11 protein-coding genes are annotated in these 15,883 nt (G+C 74.9%); 6 read left to right on the top strand and 5 right to left on the bottom strand.

Annotated features, from left to right (window positions below; translation table 11 throughout):
* Positions 1–108: 108 nt before the first annotated feature.
* On the top strand, positions 109–1,602 hold the full coding sequence (gatB, locus tag Q2K19_RS04260; protein ID WP_302767866.1) for an Asp-tRNA(Asn)/Glu-tRNA(Gln) amidotransferase subunit GatB: 1,494 nt from the start codon (positions 109–111) through the stop codon (positions 1,600–1,602).
* 105 nt (positions 1,603–1,707) lie between these two features.
* Entirely contained in the window at positions 1,708–4,065 is a 2,358-nt protein-coding gene (locus Q2K19_RS04255; protein WP_302767865.1) for a transketolase-like TK C-terminal-containing protein, read from the top strand.
* Positions 4,066–4,110: 45 nt separating this feature from the next.
* Here Q2K19_RS04255 and Q2K19_RS04250 read toward each other — a convergent pair whose 3' ends face one another.
* Together Q2K19_RS04250 and Q2K19_RS04245 are read right to left on the bottom strand one after the other, a co-directional pair.
* Positions 4,111–5,730: a metallophosphoesterase family protein gene (locus Q2K19_RS04250; RefSeq protein ID WP_302767864.1), complete on the bottom strand. Its 1,620-nt coding sequence runs from the start codon at positions 5,728–5,730 to the stop codon at positions 4,111–4,113.
* 126 nt (positions 5,731–5,856) lie between these two features.
* Positions 5,857–7,032 carry a PQQ-dependent sugar dehydrogenase gene (locus Q2K19_RS04245; RefSeq protein WP_302767863.1) on the bottom strand — a complete coding sequence of 392 codons (1,176 nt, stop codon included), beginning with the start codon at positions 7,030–7,032 and terminating at the stop codon, positions 5,857–5,859.
* A gap of 185 nt (positions 7,033–7,217) precedes the next feature.
* Here Q2K19_RS04245 and Q2K19_RS04240 point away from each other — a divergent pair, with 185 nt between their 5' ends.
* Complete coding sequence (locus Q2K19_RS04240; protein WP_302767862.1) at positions 7,218–8,144, top strand: 2-hydroxyacid dehydrogenase; 927 nt, start codon at positions 7,218–7,220, stop codon at positions 8,142–8,144.
* Positions 8,145–8,178: 34 nt separating this feature from the next.
* On the opposite strand, the gene Q2K19_RS04235 is transcribed toward Q2K19_RS04240, so the two are convergent.
* Positions 8,179–8,625 carry a PH domain-containing protein gene (locus Q2K19_RS04235; RefSeq protein ID WP_302767861.1) on the bottom strand — a complete coding sequence of 149 codons (447 nt, stop codon included), beginning with the start codon at positions 8,623–8,625 and terminating at the stop codon, positions 8,179–8,181.
* Between the two features lie 173 nt (positions 8,626–8,798).
* On the opposite strand from Q2K19_RS04235, the gene Q2K19_RS04230 reads away from it, so the two are divergent.
* The 3 genes from Q2K19_RS04230 (at position 8,799) to Q2K19_RS04220 (ending at position 13,167) form a co-directional block, all read left to right on the top strand.
* Entirely contained in the window at positions 8,799–11,024 is a 2,226-nt protein-coding gene (locus Q2K19_RS04230) for a putative bifunctional diguanylate cyclase/phosphodiesterase (RefSeq protein WP_302767860.1), read from the top strand.
* 101 nt (positions 11,025–11,125) lie between these two features.
* A complete protein-coding gene (locus tag Q2K19_RS04225; protein WP_302767859.1) occupies positions 11,126–11,464 on the top strand; it encodes an ArsR/SmtB family transcription factor in 339 nt (112 codons plus the stop codon).
* 44 nt (positions 11,465–11,508) lie between these two features.
* Positions 11,509–13,167: a SulP family inorganic anion transporter gene (locus tag Q2K19_RS04220; protein ID WP_302772269.1), complete on the top strand. Its 1,659-nt coding sequence runs from the start codon at positions 11,509–11,511 to the stop codon at positions 13,165–13,167.
* Here the strand turns inward: Q2K19_RS04220 and Q2K19_RS04215 are convergent.
* On the bottom strand, positions 13,164–13,886 hold the full coding sequence (locus tag Q2K19_RS04215; RefSeq protein WP_302767858.1) for a hypothetical protein: 723 nt from the start codon (positions 13,884–13,886) through the stop codon (positions 13,164–13,166). The two genes, Q2K19_RS04220 and Q2K19_RS04215, sit on opposite strands and share 4 nt — an antisense overlap.
* 42 nt (positions 13,887–13,928) lie before the next feature.
* Complete coding sequence (gene ilvD, locus Q2K19_RS04210; RefSeq protein WP_302767857.1) at positions 13,929–15,776, bottom strand: dihydroxy-acid dehydratase; 1,848 nt, start codon at positions 15,774–15,776, stop codon at positions 13,929–13,931.
* Positions 15,777–15,883 lie beyond the last annotated feature (107 nt).

The raw sequence follows: 15,883 nt of genomic DNA, 5'->3' as shown, positions 1-15,883 counted from the left end.
CCGGGCGGGCCGGGGCGCGTACCGGCGTGGATGGAAACCCGGGCGAGCTGGCCGCACCCAGCCCCATTAGGCTGGACCGGTTCCGTCCGGATCGCGCCTGGAGCTCAGATGACGACGACACTGCCCGCGTACGACGAGGTCGTCGCGCGCTACGAACCGGTGATCGGCCTGGAGACCCACGTCGAGCTGGGCACGAACACCAAGATGTGGTGCGGCTGCCCGACGGACTTCGGCGGCGCGCCGAACACCCGGGTCTGCCCGGTCTGCCTGGGCCTGCCCGGCTCGCTGCCGGTGGCCAACAAGGCGGCCATCGAGGCGACCATCCGGATCGGCCTTGCGTTGAACTGCTCGATCGCCGAATGGTGTCGGTTCGCCCGGAAGAACTACTTCTACCCGGACATGCCGAAGAACTTCCAGATCAGCCAGTACGACGAGCCGCTCTGCCTCGACGGCTACCTGGACGTCGAGGTCAACGGCGAGACGGTGCGGATCGGCATCGAGCGGGTGCACCTGGAGGAGGACACCGGCAAGACGCTGCACGTCGGCGGCGCCACCGGTCGTATCCACGGCGCCACCGAGTCGCTGGTCGACTACAACCGGGCCGGCATCCCGCTGGTCGAGATCGTCACCAAGCCGATCCCCGGCACCGGCGCGCTCGCGCCGGAGGTGGCCCGGGCGTACGTCACCGAGCTGCGCGACGTGATCCGCTCGCTGGGCGTCTCCGACGTCCGGATGGAGGAGGGCTCGCTGCGCTGCGACGTCAACACCTCGCTGAACAAGCCGGGCGAGGAGTGGGGCACCCGCACCGAGACCAAGAACGTCAACTCGCTGCGCTCGGTGGAGCGGGCGGTCCGCTCGGAGATGCTGCGCCAGGCGTCCGTGCTGGACGCCGGCGGCAAGATCACCCAGGAGACCCGGCACTTCCACGAGGACACCGGCGACACCACCCCGGGCCGGTCCAAGGAGACCGCCACCGACTACCGGTACTTCCCGGAGCCGGACCTGGTCCCGCTCGCCCCGGACCCGACCTGGGTGGCCGAGCTGAAGGCCGCCCTGCCGGAGCTGCCGCGGCTGCGCCGCCAGCGGTTCCAGCAGGAGTGGGGCCTGTCCGACCTCGACATGCAGTCGGTCGTCAACGCCGGCGCGGTCGAGCTGATCGAGGCCACCGTGGCCGCCGGGGCCACCCCGGCCGCCGCCCGCAAGTGGTGGCTGGGCGAGCTGTCCCGCCGGGCCAACGAGACCGGCGTGGAGCTGGCCGACGTCGGGGCCACCCCGACGCAGGTCGCCGAGCTGCAGGGCCTGGTCGACGCCGGCAAGCTCAACGACAAGCTGGCCCGGATCGTCCTGGAGGGCGTGGTGGGCGGCGAGGGCTCGCCGACCGAGATCATGACCAACCGGGGCCTGGAGGTCGTCTCCGACACCGGCGCGCTCACCGCCGCCGTGGACGAGGCGATCGCGGCCAACCCGGACGTCGCCGACAAGGTCCGCAGCGGCAAGGTCGCGGCGGCCGGCGCCCTGGTCGGCGCGGTCATGAAGACCACCCGCGGCCAGGCGGACGCCAAGACCGTCCGCGAGCTGATCCTGGAGCGCCTCGGCGTCTGAGCTGCAAGGAAGGGCCCCTTCTTAACGCCTGGTGCATAGGAAGGGGCCCTTTCTAACACCCAATCCCTCAGAGGGCGTCAACGGCGACGCCCGGATGGAGTCACCGTGAACCAGCACGACCTCGACGTCCTCGACGAGATCCAGCGGCGGGTGCTCTGGCTCGCCACCCGGATCGTGGACGCGGCCAACCACGACCGGAACACCGGCGACGGGGTGAAGGTCGGCGGCCACCAGGCGTCCAGCGCCTCGCTGGTCACCGCGATGACCGCGCTCTGGTTCGCCCACCTGGACGCCGAGGACCGGGTCGCGGTCAAGCCGCACGCCTCGCCGGTCTTCCACGCCGTCCAGTACCTGCTCGGCAACCTGGACCGGTCGTACCTGCCGAAGCTGCGCGCGCGCGGCGGGTTGCAGTCCTACCCGTCCCGGACCAAGGACCCGGACGGGGTGGACTTCTCCACCGGTTCGGTCGGCCTCGGCGCCGCCGCGCCGCTCTTCGCCGCGGTCACCCGCCGCTACGTCGACGCGCACTTCGGCCAGCGCCCGCACTCCCGGTTCGTCGCGCTGATCGGCGACGCCGAGCTGGACGAGGGCAACATCTGGGAGGCCGTCGCCGACCCGGCCACCACCGGGCTGGGCAACGTGATGTGGCTGGTCGACTTCAACCGCCAGTCGCTGGACCGGGTCGTCCCGGGCGTACGGATCAACCAGTGGCGCGGCCAGTTCGAGGCCGCCGGCTGGCACGTCGTCGAGGTCAAGTACGGCCGCAAGCTCGCCGAGGCGTACGCCCGGCCGGGCGGCGAGGCGCTGCGCGACTGGATCGACCTGATGCCGAACGAGCAGTACCAGTCTCTGTTCGGGCTGGCCGGGCCGGCGCTGCGCAAGCAGTTCCTCGACGGCGCCCCGGCCGCGGTCGCCGAGTTCATCGCCGACATCCAAGACGAGGAGTTGGGCCCGCTCGTCACCGACCTGGGTGGGCACGACCTGGCGGCGATGCTCGACGCGTACGCCCAGTGCGACGCGGTCACCGACCGGCCCAGCGTGGTCTTCGCGTACACGGTCAAGGGGTGGGGGCTGCCGATCGCCGGCAACCCGCGCAACCACTCGGCGCTGCTCAGCACCGAGCAGGTCGACGCGCTGCGCGAGTCCTACGGCCTGACCCGGGAGACCGAGTGGGACCGCCTCGACCCGGCGTCCCCGGCCGGCATCCGGGCCGGCGAGCGCCGGGAGGCGCTGTCCCGCGCGCCGCGCGAGCGGGCGCTCGGGGTCACCGTCCCGGAAACCACCAAGGTACGCGCGAACAAGCCGGTCTCCACCCAGGAGGTCTTCGGCCGGGTGCTGGTCGACCTGGCCCGCGACCCGCAGGTGGCGCCCTACCTGGTCACCACCGCGCCGGACGTGGCCACCTCCACCAACCTGGCCGGGTTCATCAACAAGACCGGCGTCTTCGCCCCCACCGAGCAGCGCTCCTGGACCGAGGACCGGATGCTGCGCTGGACGGAGACCCCGGCGGGCCAGCACATCGAGCTGGGCATCTCCGAGATGAACCTGTTCCTGCTGCTCGGCCAGCTCGGCCTCGCCTGGGACCTGTCCGGGCAGCCGCTGCTGCCGGTCGGCACGGTCTACGACCCGTTCGTGCTGCGCGGCCTGGACGCGTTCCTCTACGGCACCTACTCCGGCTCCCGGTTCGTGGTGGCCGGCACCCCGTCCGGCATCACCCTCGCCCCGGAGGGCGGCGCGCACCAGTCCACCATCACCGCCTCGGTGGGGCTGGAGCTGCCCGGCGTCACCTTCGTCGAGCCCGCGTACGCCGGCAGCCTCGACTGGCTGCTCTGCGACGCGCTCGGCCAGATCGCCGGGGGAGCGGCGCCGGTCGCCACCGCCGCGCCGGCCGAGGACGGGGCGTACTACTTCCGGCTCAGCACCCGCCCGATCGACCAGGCGCCGTTCGAGGCGGCCCGGGCCCGGCTCGGTGACGCGGTGCTGCGGCGGCAGGTCGTGGCGGGCGCGTACCGGCTGGTCGACGCGCACGTGGCGTACCCGCACCTGGCGGACGCCCCGGTCGTCCAGCTCGCCGCCTCCGGCGCGGTGCTGCCGGAGGTCCTCGCGGCCGCCGCGGAGCTGGCGGAGGAGGGCGTCGCGGCGCACGTGGTCGACGTGACGAGCCTGGACCGGCTCTACCGGGCCTGGCAGCGGACCCTGCGCCAGGGCGTGCGGACGGCGACCGTGCCGAGCGTGCCGGGCGCGCTGCGGTCGGCCTTCGCCGATCGGGTGCCGGTGGTGACCGTGCACGACGCCGCCTCGCACGCGATGGCCTGGCTCGGCTCGGCGCTCGGTGCCCCGGCGGTGCCGCTCGGGGTGGACGAGTTCGGCCAGTCCGGCAGCGTCCAGGAGCTGTACGAGCTGCACGACCTGCTGCCCGGCAGCATCGTCAACGCCGCCCTGGCCGCACTCTCGCTGCGCTGACGCCCGTTCCCGGCCGTCCGGCGTCGGCGACGCCGGACGGCCGGGTCAGCCGGTCGTGGTCGGGCTGGGCGTCGGGCTGGCCGACTCCGGGCCGCCGCGGGTCGGGGTCGGGGTCACCGGCACCTGGTCGCCCTTCGTCGGGTCGCGGATCACGTGCCGTGCCAGGTTGACCTGCGACTGCCCGGTGCCGCCCACGGTGATCTCGTCGTAGGCCTGGAGCAGCTTCTGCTGGTCGAAGTAGAGCACCGTCATGGTCAGCGGGGTGGGCTTCTCGCCCTCCAGGCCGCGCAGCCCGGCCCCACCGGTGGAGCCCTCCACCATCAGCTGGGTCGGCTGCTTGCCGGGCACCTGCGGCAGCTTCAACACCTCCCGCTGGTGCAGGTGCCCGGCCAGGATCAGCGGGCAGGTCCCGGAGAGCGGCCCCGCCGAGGCCGGGTCGTGCACCAGCGCGATGTCCACCTTCGTCGGCGAGTTGGTCACCGTGGTGGCGAGCTGCTCGCCGGTCCCGATCACCTGGTTGGCGACCTGCGGGGTGAGCCCGCTGCCGGCCGGCGAGGTCTCCTTGTCCGGGGTGAACCGGGGGTCGCCGATGCCGGCCACGGTCAGGCCGGAGACCGTGACCGTGGAGTTGTTCAGCACGATCGCGTTCGGCTGCTGGGCCACCGCCGCGGCGGTCCGCGCCGAGTCGTGGTTGCCCCGGATGTAGACGTACGGCTTCTTCAGCAGGCCGATCGAGCCGACGAAGGACGCCTCCGGCTCGCTGCCCCAGTCGGTGATGTCCCCGGTGTCGATGACCACGTCGATGTTGAACTGCTCCACGATCGTCCGGATCAGCTGCCACCCGGTCGGGTTGAGGTGCATGTCGGAGACGTGCAGCACCCGGGTGGTGCCGGGCGACGGCTGGACCACGGGCAGCGCGGAGACCGTGGTGTAGAGCTTGCTGACGTTGCCGACCAGCCGCTGGAGCTGCTCGGCGTACTTGGTGTAGTCGTTGGCGATCCGCCGCGCGTCACCGACGATCGCCGGCGCGTTGACCAGCAGCCCCTCGTAGCGCGGTTCCTCGATCGCCTGCGGGCGGATGGTGGCGGCGGCCAGCCCGAGACTGCCGGCGGTGATCACCAGCGCCAGGCCGCCCGCCCAGGCCATCCGGCGTACGTCGCGGAAGACCAGCCCGGCCAGGAGCAGGGTGGCCAGCACCGCCGAGGCCAGCGTCTTCAGCCCGAGGCGCATCACTCCGGCGCGGACGTCCTCGACGGCGGACTGGCTGGCCCGGCTGATGCTCGCCGGGTCGTCGATCAGCGCCTCGGTACGCCGCTGGTCCAGCGCGCCCAGCTTGACGGTCAGGTACGCCGGCCCGTCATGGCTGTCCAGCAGCAGCGCGCCCAGCGGCGGGATGTCGACGGTGGTCCCGCCGCTCAGCGACGGGCTCAGGTTGAGCTGCGCCCGGAACGGCCCGATGTCCGTCCCGACGTGCCCACCCGCGTACGTGCCCGCGACGATCCCGGTCAGGGTGACCACGAGCAGGGCCAGCACCGCGCCGAGGCGGCGTAGCCGGCCCCGCGCCGGCCCGCCCCTGCGGGGCAGGAACGCCCAGCGGCGGGCGCGCCCGGTCGCCGGGGTCGTCTCGTCCCCGGTGCTGCGCTGCTCGTTCTCCTGGCCGTCCATGCTCAGATTCTGTCCTGCCCGCTCGAGGATCTTGGCAAACCCGAGGGATGCGCCGCGCTTCTCACCTGTCCGACAACTCCAGCTCGGCGCGTCGGACGCCGCTGGGTGGCCGGCCGGCTCGTCCGGTCAGCTGCGTCCGGCCCCGCCGTCGGCGAAGACCAGCCGCAGGATCCGATCGTCCTCCGGGACCGGCCGACCCCGCCCGTCCCGGTTGGAGGTGCTCACCCAGACCGAGCCGTCCGGGGCGACCGCCGCCGCGCGCAGTCGACCGTACTTCCCGGTCAGCAGCTCGCGGGGCTGGCCGAGCACGGTGCCGTTGGCGGTCAGCTCCGCCAGCCAGAGCCGCTGGCCGCGCAGACAGGCGGTGACCAGCAGCCGCTGCACCGCGGCCAGCCCGGAGCAGGACGCCTCGGCGGTGCGCCACTGCACGATCGGGTTGACGTACCGCTTGTCGTCGGCGCGCCCCTCGACCTGCGGCCAGCCGTAGTTGCCGCCCTTGTTGATCTGGTTGATCTCGTCCCAGGTGTTCTGGCCGAACTCGACGGCGTACATCCGCTTGTCGTTGGTCCAGGCGAAGCCCTGGACGTTGCGGTGCCCGAGCGACCAGACCGGGGAACCCGCGGTGGGGTTGCCCGGGGCCGGCCTGCCGTCCCGGGTGATCCGGAGGATCTTTCCGCCGAGGCTCTTCGGGTCCTGCGCGGCGGCCTGGTTCCCGGCGTCCCCGGTGCTGGCGTAGAGGTAGCCGTCCGGGCCGAAGCCGAGCCCGCCGCCGTCGTGGTTCCCCGCCTTCGGGATGCCGGTGAGGATGGGGGTGGGCGACTTGCCCAGCTCCAGCCGGGCGATCCGGTTGTCCTGCGCGCTGGTGTAGTAGATGAAGACCGTGCGGTCCTTCGCGTAGGTGGGTGAGACCGCGATGCCGAGCAGCCCGGCCTCGCCGCCGGCCGCCACGCCCGGCACCGTCTGCACCTCGGTGACGTTCATCCCGGTGGGCCCGGAGGCCGGGCCGACCTGGAGGATCCGTCCGGTGTCGCGCTCGGTCACCAGCGCGCCGCCGTCGGGGAGGAAGGCGATCCCCCACGGCACCGCCAGCCCCTTGGCCAGCACCGTGGCCACCACCTGCTGACCGGCGCCGCCCGCGCTGGCGGAGGCGGAGGGTGTCGGCAGGTTCGGCGGCTCGCCGGCCGGGTCGGGTGCCGGCTCACCGAAGGCGCAGCCGGCGGTGCCCAGCAGCAGCGCCGCGCAGGACGCCGCCAGCGCCGCCCGGAGGCGGCCGGTGCGGAGGTACGGGGGACGCGCGCTCACCCGCCCCAGCCTAGCCGGGCCGGGTCGCGATCCGGTCGCGACCGAACCGGACACTCCGCCCGGTGCGCCGGCCGCCGCCGGGACGCGGCGCGGGACATCACCCGCGCGGCGGCCGGCGGCGGTCTCGGGCACCGCCACCCGGTACCCGCCCGGCCGGACCGGCCGGGCGGCTATCGTCGGCGGTCGTGAAGGTATGGATCCCGCACCCGGCCGGCCGCGACCTCCTCGGCGAGCTGCCGCCGGGCGTCACCCTGGAGCTGCTGGAGGACCCGGCCCGGCTTCCGTCGTCCCCGGCCGACGTGCGGTTCTGGGTGCCGCCGTTCCTCGCCGGCCCGGCCGCCGGCGCCCTGCTGGCCGAGCTGCCGGACCTCGAGGTGGTGCAGCTCCTCTCCGCCGGCGCGGACGCCTGGGTGGGGCGGATCCCGGCGGGGGTGACGCTCTGCGACGCGCGGGGCGTGCACGACTCGGGCACCGCCGAGTGGGTGGTGGCCGCGATCCTCGCCGCGCTGCGCGGCTTCGGCCCGCTCGCCCGGGCCCAGGCTCGGCGCGAGTGGGCGTACCACGAGGTGGCCCCGACCGACGAGCTGGCCGGCAAACGGGTGCTGATCGTCGGGGCGGGGTCGATCGGCGCGGCGGTCCAGGCCCGGCTGGCCCCGTTCGACGTCACCTTCACCCTGGTCGCCCGCTCCGCCCGCCCGGCCCAGGGGGTGTACGGGGTGGACGAACTGCCCGCCCTGTTGCCGGACGCGGACGTGGTCGTGCTGCTGGTGCCGCTGACCGAGCAGACCCGGGGGCTGGTCGACGAGAAGTTCCTGGCCGCGATGCCGGACGGCGCACTGCTGGTCAACGCCGCCCGCGGCCCGGTGGCGCGGACCTCGGCGCTGGTCGCCGAGCTGGAGTCCGGCCGGTTGCGGGCGGCGCTGGACGTGACCGACCCGGAGCCGCTGCCCGCCGACCATCCCCTGTGGGAGCTGCCGAACGTGCTGCTCACCCCGCACGTGGCCGGCTCGGTACGCGGCCTGCTGCCGAGGGCGTACCGGTTGGTGGGGGAGCAGCTGCGCCGGTTCGTGGCGGGGGAGCCGCTGGCGAACCGGGTGGCGGACGGCTACTGACGGGGGCCGGCCGCCCAGGCCCGGGCGGCGGCCGTCAGCCGGCGCTCTCGGTCGGCTGCTGACCGGTGGCGGAGACCAGCCGGGGCAGGTCGCCGGCGCGCACCGCGGGGAGCACTAGCAGTTCGCCGTCGTCGAGCCGTACGACGCCGTGGCCCCGGGCGTCGGTGGTCAGCTCGGCGACCCGCTCCCAGGGCACCCGGCGCTGCCCCACGAGCGCCCGCACCCGCAGCTCGCGGGCGTCGGCGTCGGTGCCGGCCCGCCAGGACCAGACGATCAGCGCGAGGGGCAGGAGCAGCACCCAGAGCAGCCACCACCGGGCGGTGGCCAGTGGCAGCGCGCCGATGAACGCGACGATCGCGGCGACCAGGATGGCCTGGTTGTGGCGGAAGTGGACGGTGTCGGCGCGGCGGCTCACCCCCGAATGATCGCACCCCGCGCCGGTCCCGTTCCGGGCGGGCGGGACACCCGTGGCCGGGTGCATAGGTGTGACGGGCGTCACTGCCCTGTCGCGTAACCCCTCGCATCCAGGGTCGTTTGTAGGCGTGGCCGTGCCGGATCCCCGCCCGGCGTCGCCGCTGTCCACCGCCCCGACCCTTGACCCCGCACGCCGCTCCGCAACAGCACCGCCCGTGCCCCCTCACGAAGGCGACCGCCGTGCCCGCCATCCACCCCTCCGGCGACCACCGTCGCCGACCGCCGCTGCCCGACCTCGTCGTCTCCCTCACCGGCGCGCTTCTCGTCCTGGCCGGAGCCGTCGGCCTCGTCCCGGCCCGCTCCGCCGTGGCGCTCGCCGTCGCCGCCGGCTGCGCCCTGGCCTGCGTCCGGCTCGCCCGGCCGGCCAGCAACTCCCGGCGCGTCGCGGCGCTCCTCGACGTGGCCGTGCTGGCCGCCGGGCTCACCGTCGCGGTGCTGCCGCTGGCCGACCCGCCACACCGGCTGCCGGTCGCCCTGGCCGGCCTCGTCGCCAGCATCGCGCTGTATGCCGTGGCCCTGCTCCGGCTCCGCGGCCGCTCCCGGCTCTCCGCCGCCGCGCGGCTCCGCCGGACCGTCGACGTCCTCGGCCTCGGGATCAGCCTGGTCTTCGCCGGCTCGGTGCTGCTGCCGCCCGGCGGGGCGCCCCCGGTCGCCCGGGCCGTCACGGTCGGAGGCGCGCTCGGGCTGGCGGTGCTGCTGGTGGCCGCGCTGGCGGAGCGGCGGCGCCGGCCGGGCGCGGCCCGCTGCCTCGGCGGCGCGGCGGCCACGCTGACCGGGCTGGCCCTCCTCGTGGTGCTGCTCGCCTGCCACGCCCCGGACCGGGCCACGCTCGTCGTCGCGCCGCCGCTGCTGCTCGGCGCCCTGCTCACCGCCGCCGGTGCCCGGCGGACCGGGGCCGGCGAGCGGCCCGTGGCCGGCGCGTCCCCCGCCGCCTGGCCCGGGCTGACCGGCCCGGCCGGCATCGCCGCGCTGGCCGCCGGCCACCACCTGTGGACGGTGGGCGTGTTCACCGCCCCCGAGATGGCGCTCGGGCTGGCGGTGATCCCGCCGATGGTGCTCCGGGAGCTGCTCGCCGCCGCCGACCAGCGGCGGCGTGCCGAGCGGCTGGCCGCCCGCGAGGCGCGGCTGCGCGCGCTCGTCGGCGACGACCCGGCTCCGGCCGGGCCGCCGCCGGCCGCCGACCCGCTCACCGTCCTGGCCGGCCGGCGCGAGCTGCTGCACCGGCTGGGCGGCCGGGAGGGCGGCGCGCTGCTCGTGGTCGACCTGCACGGGGCTGACGACGGGGTAGGCATGGCGGTTCCGGTGCTCGTCGAGGTCGCCCGTCGGCTCCAGGCCGGGCGGGGCCCGGAAGACCTGGTGGCGCGCCTCGCCGGCACCGAGTTCGCCGTGCTCACCGACGTCGGGCCGGTGCTCGCGTACGGGCTGGGCACCCGGCTGCTGGCCGCGCTGGCCGAGCCCTGTCCGGGGCCCGGCGGGCCGACCCGGCTCCGGGTCAGCATCGGGCTGGCCGAGACCACCGGCGGCGAGCCGGAGGACGTGCTGCGCCAGGCGGAGCTGGCCCGGCGGCGCGCGGTGCAGCTCGGCCGGGACCGGATCGAGTGGTACGACGCGTACCTGGAGGAGCAGCTCGTCCGCCGGCTCGACCTGGAGCGGGAGCTGCCCGGTGCGGTCGCCCGCGGCGAGCTGGACCTGGTCTACCAACCGGTGCTGGCCCTCGCTGACCGGCTGCCGGTGGGCACCGAGGCGCTCCTACGGTGGCGCAGCCCGGTGCTGGGCACCGTGCTGCCGGACGAGCTGCTGCCGGTGGCGGCGGACCTGGACCTCCTCGGCGAGGTGGGGCGGTGGGCGCTGGACCGGGCCTGCCGGCAGCTCGCCGACTGGTCGGGGAGCGGCCGCGAGCTGTGGATGGCGGTCAACGTCACGCCCCGCGAGCTGGCCGCGCCGGACTTCGTCGCCCGCACCGCCACCGCCCTGGCCGCGTACGACGTGTCGCCGGAGCGCCTGGTGGTGGAGGTGGCCGAGCCGGCGGTCGCCGCGGAGCTGCCCACCGTGGTGGCCCGGTTCGCCGGCCTCCGCTCGCTCGGGGTGCGCACCGCGCTGGACGACTTCCGCGCCGAGCACGCCTCGCTGGCCCAGCTCCGCCGGCTGCCGATCGACCTGTTGAAGGTCGGCCCGCACCTGGTCGAGCCGGCCCCCGACGGGCAGCGCCCGCTGATCGAGGTGGTGGCCAACCTGGGAGTCCGGCTGGGCGTGGAGGTGGTGGTCGAGGGGCTGGAGGCGGACGCGCAGGTGGCCGGGGCGCGCCAGGCCGGCTGCAGTTACGGGCAGGGCTTCGCCCTCGCCCGCCCGGCCACCGCCGAGCGGGTCGAGGCGTGGTTCGAGGAGTTTCCCTCGACCCTCCGCTGAGCTGGTCGTGCAGCGCGGCGGTGCTGAGTGCGGCGGGCGTCCCCTCGATTTGAAGAATTCCGCAAGTGCTAAAGTCTTCAGGGCTTCGGGGAGGGATGTTCATGTCGGTGCCGCTGTACCAGGCCAAGGCGGAGCTGTTCCGCACCCTGGGGCATCCGGTCCGCATCCGGGTGCTCGAACTGCTCCAGGACGGGCCGAAGCCGGTCCGCGACCTGCTCGCCGCCATCGACGTCGAGGCGTCCAACCTCTCCCAGCAGCTCGCCGTGCTGCGTCGCGCCGGCATGGTCACCTCGTACCGGGACGGGCCCCTGGTCATGTACTCGCTCAGCACCCCCGACGTGGCCGACCTGCTGGCCGCCGGCCGGCGCATCCTCGGCGCGGTCCTCACCGACCGGGACGCCCTCCTCGACGAGCTGCGCGCCTCCGGGACCGACCGGTGAGCAGCGACACCCTCCGCCCCGCTTCGCGCACGGGCCGGCCGGTAATCGCCGCGGTCGGCGAGCGGATCGTCGGGCTGCTGCCCGGCCGGGCCGACTGGGCGGCGGTGCGCCGCTCGCCCCGGCGGGACCTGCTGGCCGGGCTCACCGTGGCCGTGGTGGCGCTGCCCCTCGCCCTGGCCTTCGGCGTCACCTCCGGGCTCGGCGCCGAGGCCGGCCTGGTCACCGCCGTGATCGCCGGCGCCGTCGCGGCGGTCTTCGGCGGCTCCAACCTCCAGGTCTCCGGTCCCACCGGGGCGATGACCGTGGTCCTGGTGCCGGTGGTGCAGCGCTTCGGTGCCACCGGCGTGCTGATGGTCGGCGCGATGGCCGGGCTGCTGCTGATCGCCCTCGCCCTGGCCCGCCTCGGCCGATACGTCCGCTACCTGCCGACCCCGGTGATCGAGGGCTTCACCGCCGGCATCGCGGTGGTCATCGCCCTGCAACAGGTGCCGGCGGCGCTCGGCGTCACCGACGCGCGCGGGGAGAAGGTCTGGGCGGTGGCCGGCGACGCGCTCGCCCGGTTCGTCGTACACCCCCGGCCCGCCGCCCTCGCGGTGGCGCTCGGGGTGGCGGCGCTGATGCTGCTCGGCGCCCGCTGGCGGCCCCGGCTGCCGTTCTCGCTGCTCGGGGTCGCCGCGGCGACGCTCCTCGCCGAACTGGCCCCGGTCGACCTGGTCCGCATCGGCGCCCTGCCGCAGGGGCTGCCCGCGCCCTCGCTGGACTTCCTCGACCTCGGCGCGCTCGGGGTGCTGCTGCCCAGCGCGCTCGCCGTGGCGGCCCTGGCCGCGCTGGAGAGCCTGCTCTCGGCGACCGTGGCGGACGGGATGACCGTCGGCCAACGGCACGACCCGGACCGCGAACTCTTCGGCCAGGGCGTGGCCAACCTGGCCGTCCCGCTCTTCGGTGGCATTCCCGCCACCGCCGCGATCGCCCGTACCGCTGTGAACGTCCGGGCCGGAGCATCCTCCAAGCTGGCCGCGCTCACCCACGCCGTCGCCCTCGCGGTGATCGTGCTGGCCGCCGCCCCGCTGGTCGGCCGCGTCCCCCTCGCCGCGCTGGCCGGGGTGCTGCTCGCCACCACCGTGCGGATGGTCGAGGCCGGCTCGCTCCGGGCGCTCCTGCGCGCCACCCGGGCCGACGCGGTGGTGCTGGTGCTGACCTTCGCCGTCACCGTGATCTGGGATCTGGTCACCGCGGTGGCGGTCGGGCTGGCGGTGGCCGTCGTCCTCGCCCTGCGCGCGGTGGCCCGCAGCGCCCGGCTGGAACAGGTGCCCCTCGACCCGGGTGAGCACAGCGCCGAGGAACACGCGCTGCTGGCCGAGCACATCGTCGCGTACCGGCTGGACGGGCCGCTCTTCTTCGCCGCCGCGCACACCTTCCTGCTGGAACTGGCCGAGGTGGCCGACGTCCGGGTGGTGATCCTGCGGATGTCCCGGGTGTCCACCATCGACGCCACCGGCGCCCAGGTGCTCGGCGACGCGATCGACCGGCTGCGCGGCCGGGGGATCACCGTGCTGCTCTCCGGCGTCACCCCTGGCCACGACCAGGTGCTCAGCGCGCTCGGCGTCGCCGACGAACTGCGCCGCGAGGGCCTCGTCTTCCCGGACACCCCGGCCGCCATCCGCCACGCCCGGATGGTCGCCCTCCGTGAGTCGGCCGCCTAGCCCGGCAGCGCGCCCAGCCCGGCCAGCAGCTCCCACCGCTCCGCCTCGCTGAGCGCCGCGTACGCGGCCTCGTCGCGGCGGTCGGTCTCGGCCTCGATGGCCGCCCGTGCCGGCCCGTCGGGCAGCGCCCGGATTCCGTCGGCGGTCAGCCCGGCGGCCCGCCACGCCGCCCGGTGCGCGTCGGCGCGGTGGTGGCGCAGCGACCCGAGCCGGGTGACCAGCAGCATCGCCGGCGACGCGTCCGCCGGCTCGTACGGCGGGGTCATCGCGCGGAACGCCGGGCCGCCGGTGGCCAGCCCGTGCTCCAGCACCCGGCCGACCAGCTCGTTCAGCCGGGGCACCGAGGCCAGGCCGGGCAGCAGGCCCGGCTTGTCGGACCACAGCTCCGCGGCGGCCTCGGCGGTCGCCCGCTGCGCGAAGAGCGCCAGCTCCCGCCCCAGCTCGGTGAGGTGCCAGGTGCCCTCGGCGTCCACCTTGGTCACCCCCTGGGCCAGCTCCCGGTCCATGCTCCCGTCGGTGTAGACCAGCCCGTCGGCGAGGGCGTCGGCCGGCATCGGCCGGGCCAGCACCCCGGAGAAGAAGCTGTTCTCGTACCCGAGGTCCACGCCCCGCTCGGCGTAGAACGCCTCCATCCGGGCCCGGGCCGCCCAGCGGGCACCCACGTACACCCGGTCGATGACCGGTCGGATCAGTCGCGCGTAGCTCACCGTCGTCTCCACGCCGCCGGACCCTACCGGCGGCGTGGAGCGTCGTGGGGGCACCTACTCCGGCACCCGCCGGTACGCGCCGTCGCTGGCCGAGGTGGCCATCGAGGCGTACGCGCGCAGCGCCGCCGACACCGGCCGCTGCCGGTCGGCCGGGGTGTAGGGGCGGTCCCGCTTCTCCTCGGCGACCCGGCGGGCCTGGAGCACGTCGTCCGGCACGTTGAGCTGGATCGACCGGGCCGGGATGTCGATGACGATCTCGTCGCCCTCCCGCACCAGCGCGATCAGGCCGCCCGAGGCCGCCTCCGGGGAGACGTGCCCGATGGACAGGCCCGAGGTGCCGCCGGAGAACCGGCCGTCGGTGAGCAGCGCGCAGGAGCGGCCCAGCCCGCGGCCCTTGAGGAACGAGGTGGGGTAGAGCATCTCCTGCATGCCGGGGCCGCCCTTCGGGCCCTCGTACCGGATCACCACCACGTCCCCGGGGACGACCTCCTTGGCCAGGATCGCCGACACCGCGTCGTCCTGCGATTCGTAGACCTTGGCCGGTCCGCGGAAGGTCAGGCACTCCTCGGGCACCCCGGCGGTCTTCACCACGCAGCCGTCCGGCGCCAGGTTGCCGTGCAGGATGGCCAGCCCGCCGTCCGCGCTGTACGCGTGCTCCCGGTCCCGGATGCAGCCGCCGGCCGCGTCGGTGTCCAGGGACGACCAGCGGTTGGTGGTGGAGAACGGCTCGGTGGTGCGCACCCCGCCCGGGGCGGCGTGGAACAGCTCCACCGCCGTGGGGGTGGCCGAGCCGCCCCGCACGTCCCAGTCGGCCAGCCACTGGCTCAGGCTGGGGGAGTGCACGGCGTGCACCTCCCGGTTGAGCAGGCCGGCGCGGTCCAGTTCGCCGAGGATGGCCGGGATGCCGCCGGCCCGGTGCACGTCCTCCATGTGGTACTGCGGCGAGTTCGGCGCGACCTTGGCCAGGCACGGCACCCGGCGGGAGATCTCGTCGATGTCGGCCACGCCGAAGTCCAGCTCCGCCTCGCGGGCGGCGGCGAGCAGGTGCAGCACGGTGTTGGTCGAGCCGCCCATCGCCACGTCCAGGGCGACCGCGTTGTCGAAGGCGGCCCGGTTGGCGATCGAGCGGGGCAGCACCGACGCGTCGTCGCCGTCGTACCAGCGCTTGGCGATCTCCACGGCGGTGCGGCCGGCCTCGACGAAGAGCGACCGGCGCGCGGCGTGGGTGGCCAGGGTCGACCCGTTGCCCGGCAGCGCGAGGCCGATCGCCTCGGTGAGGCAGTTCATCGAGTTGGCGGTGAACATGCCGGAGCAGGAGCCACAGGTCGGGCAGGCGGAGCGCTCGATCTGGCCGAGCTGGTCGTCGGTGACCGCCTCGTTCGACGCGGCGATCATCGCGTCGATCAGGTCGATCTTGGAGTGGACCACGCCCTCGATCGCCACCGTCTTGCCGGCCTCCATCGGCCCGCCGGAGACGAACACCGTCGGGATGTTGAGCCGCAGCGCGGCCAGCAGCATGCCCGGCGTGATCTTGTCGCAGTTGGAGATGCAGACCAGGGCGTCCGCGCAGTGCGCGTTGACCATGTATTCCACCGCGTCGGCGATCAGCTCGCGGCTGGGCAGCGAGTAGAGCATGCCGCCGTGCCCCATGGCGATGCCGTCGTCCACGGCGATGGTGTTGAACTCCCGGCCGACCCCGCCGGCCTCGGCCACCGCGTCGGCGACCAGACCGCCGAGGTCCTTGAGATGTACGTGACCGGGGACGAACTGGGTGAAACTGTTGGCGATGGCGACGATCGGCTTGCCGAAGTCGTCGTCGGTCATCCCGGTGGCCCGCCACAGGGCCCGGGCGCCGGCCATCGTCCGACCGTGGGTGGAGGTCCTCGACCGCAGCTCAGGCATGACTACCAGTCTGGCACCACCTTGGCGACGGCCCCCCGGCGCGCGCGCCGTGTCCCAACAGATGCGCACCCGGTGCCCCACAGAGGGCGCGCATCCGGCACAGTTGA

The organism is Micromonospora sp. NBRC 110009 (genome assembly GCF_030518795.1).
Lineage (GTDB): Bacteria > Actinomycetota > Actinomycetes > Mycobacteriales > Micromonosporaceae > Micromonospora.
The sequence above is the reverse complement of the archived record's forward strand: the minus strand, read 5'-3'. Positions and strand labels throughout refer to the sequence as shown.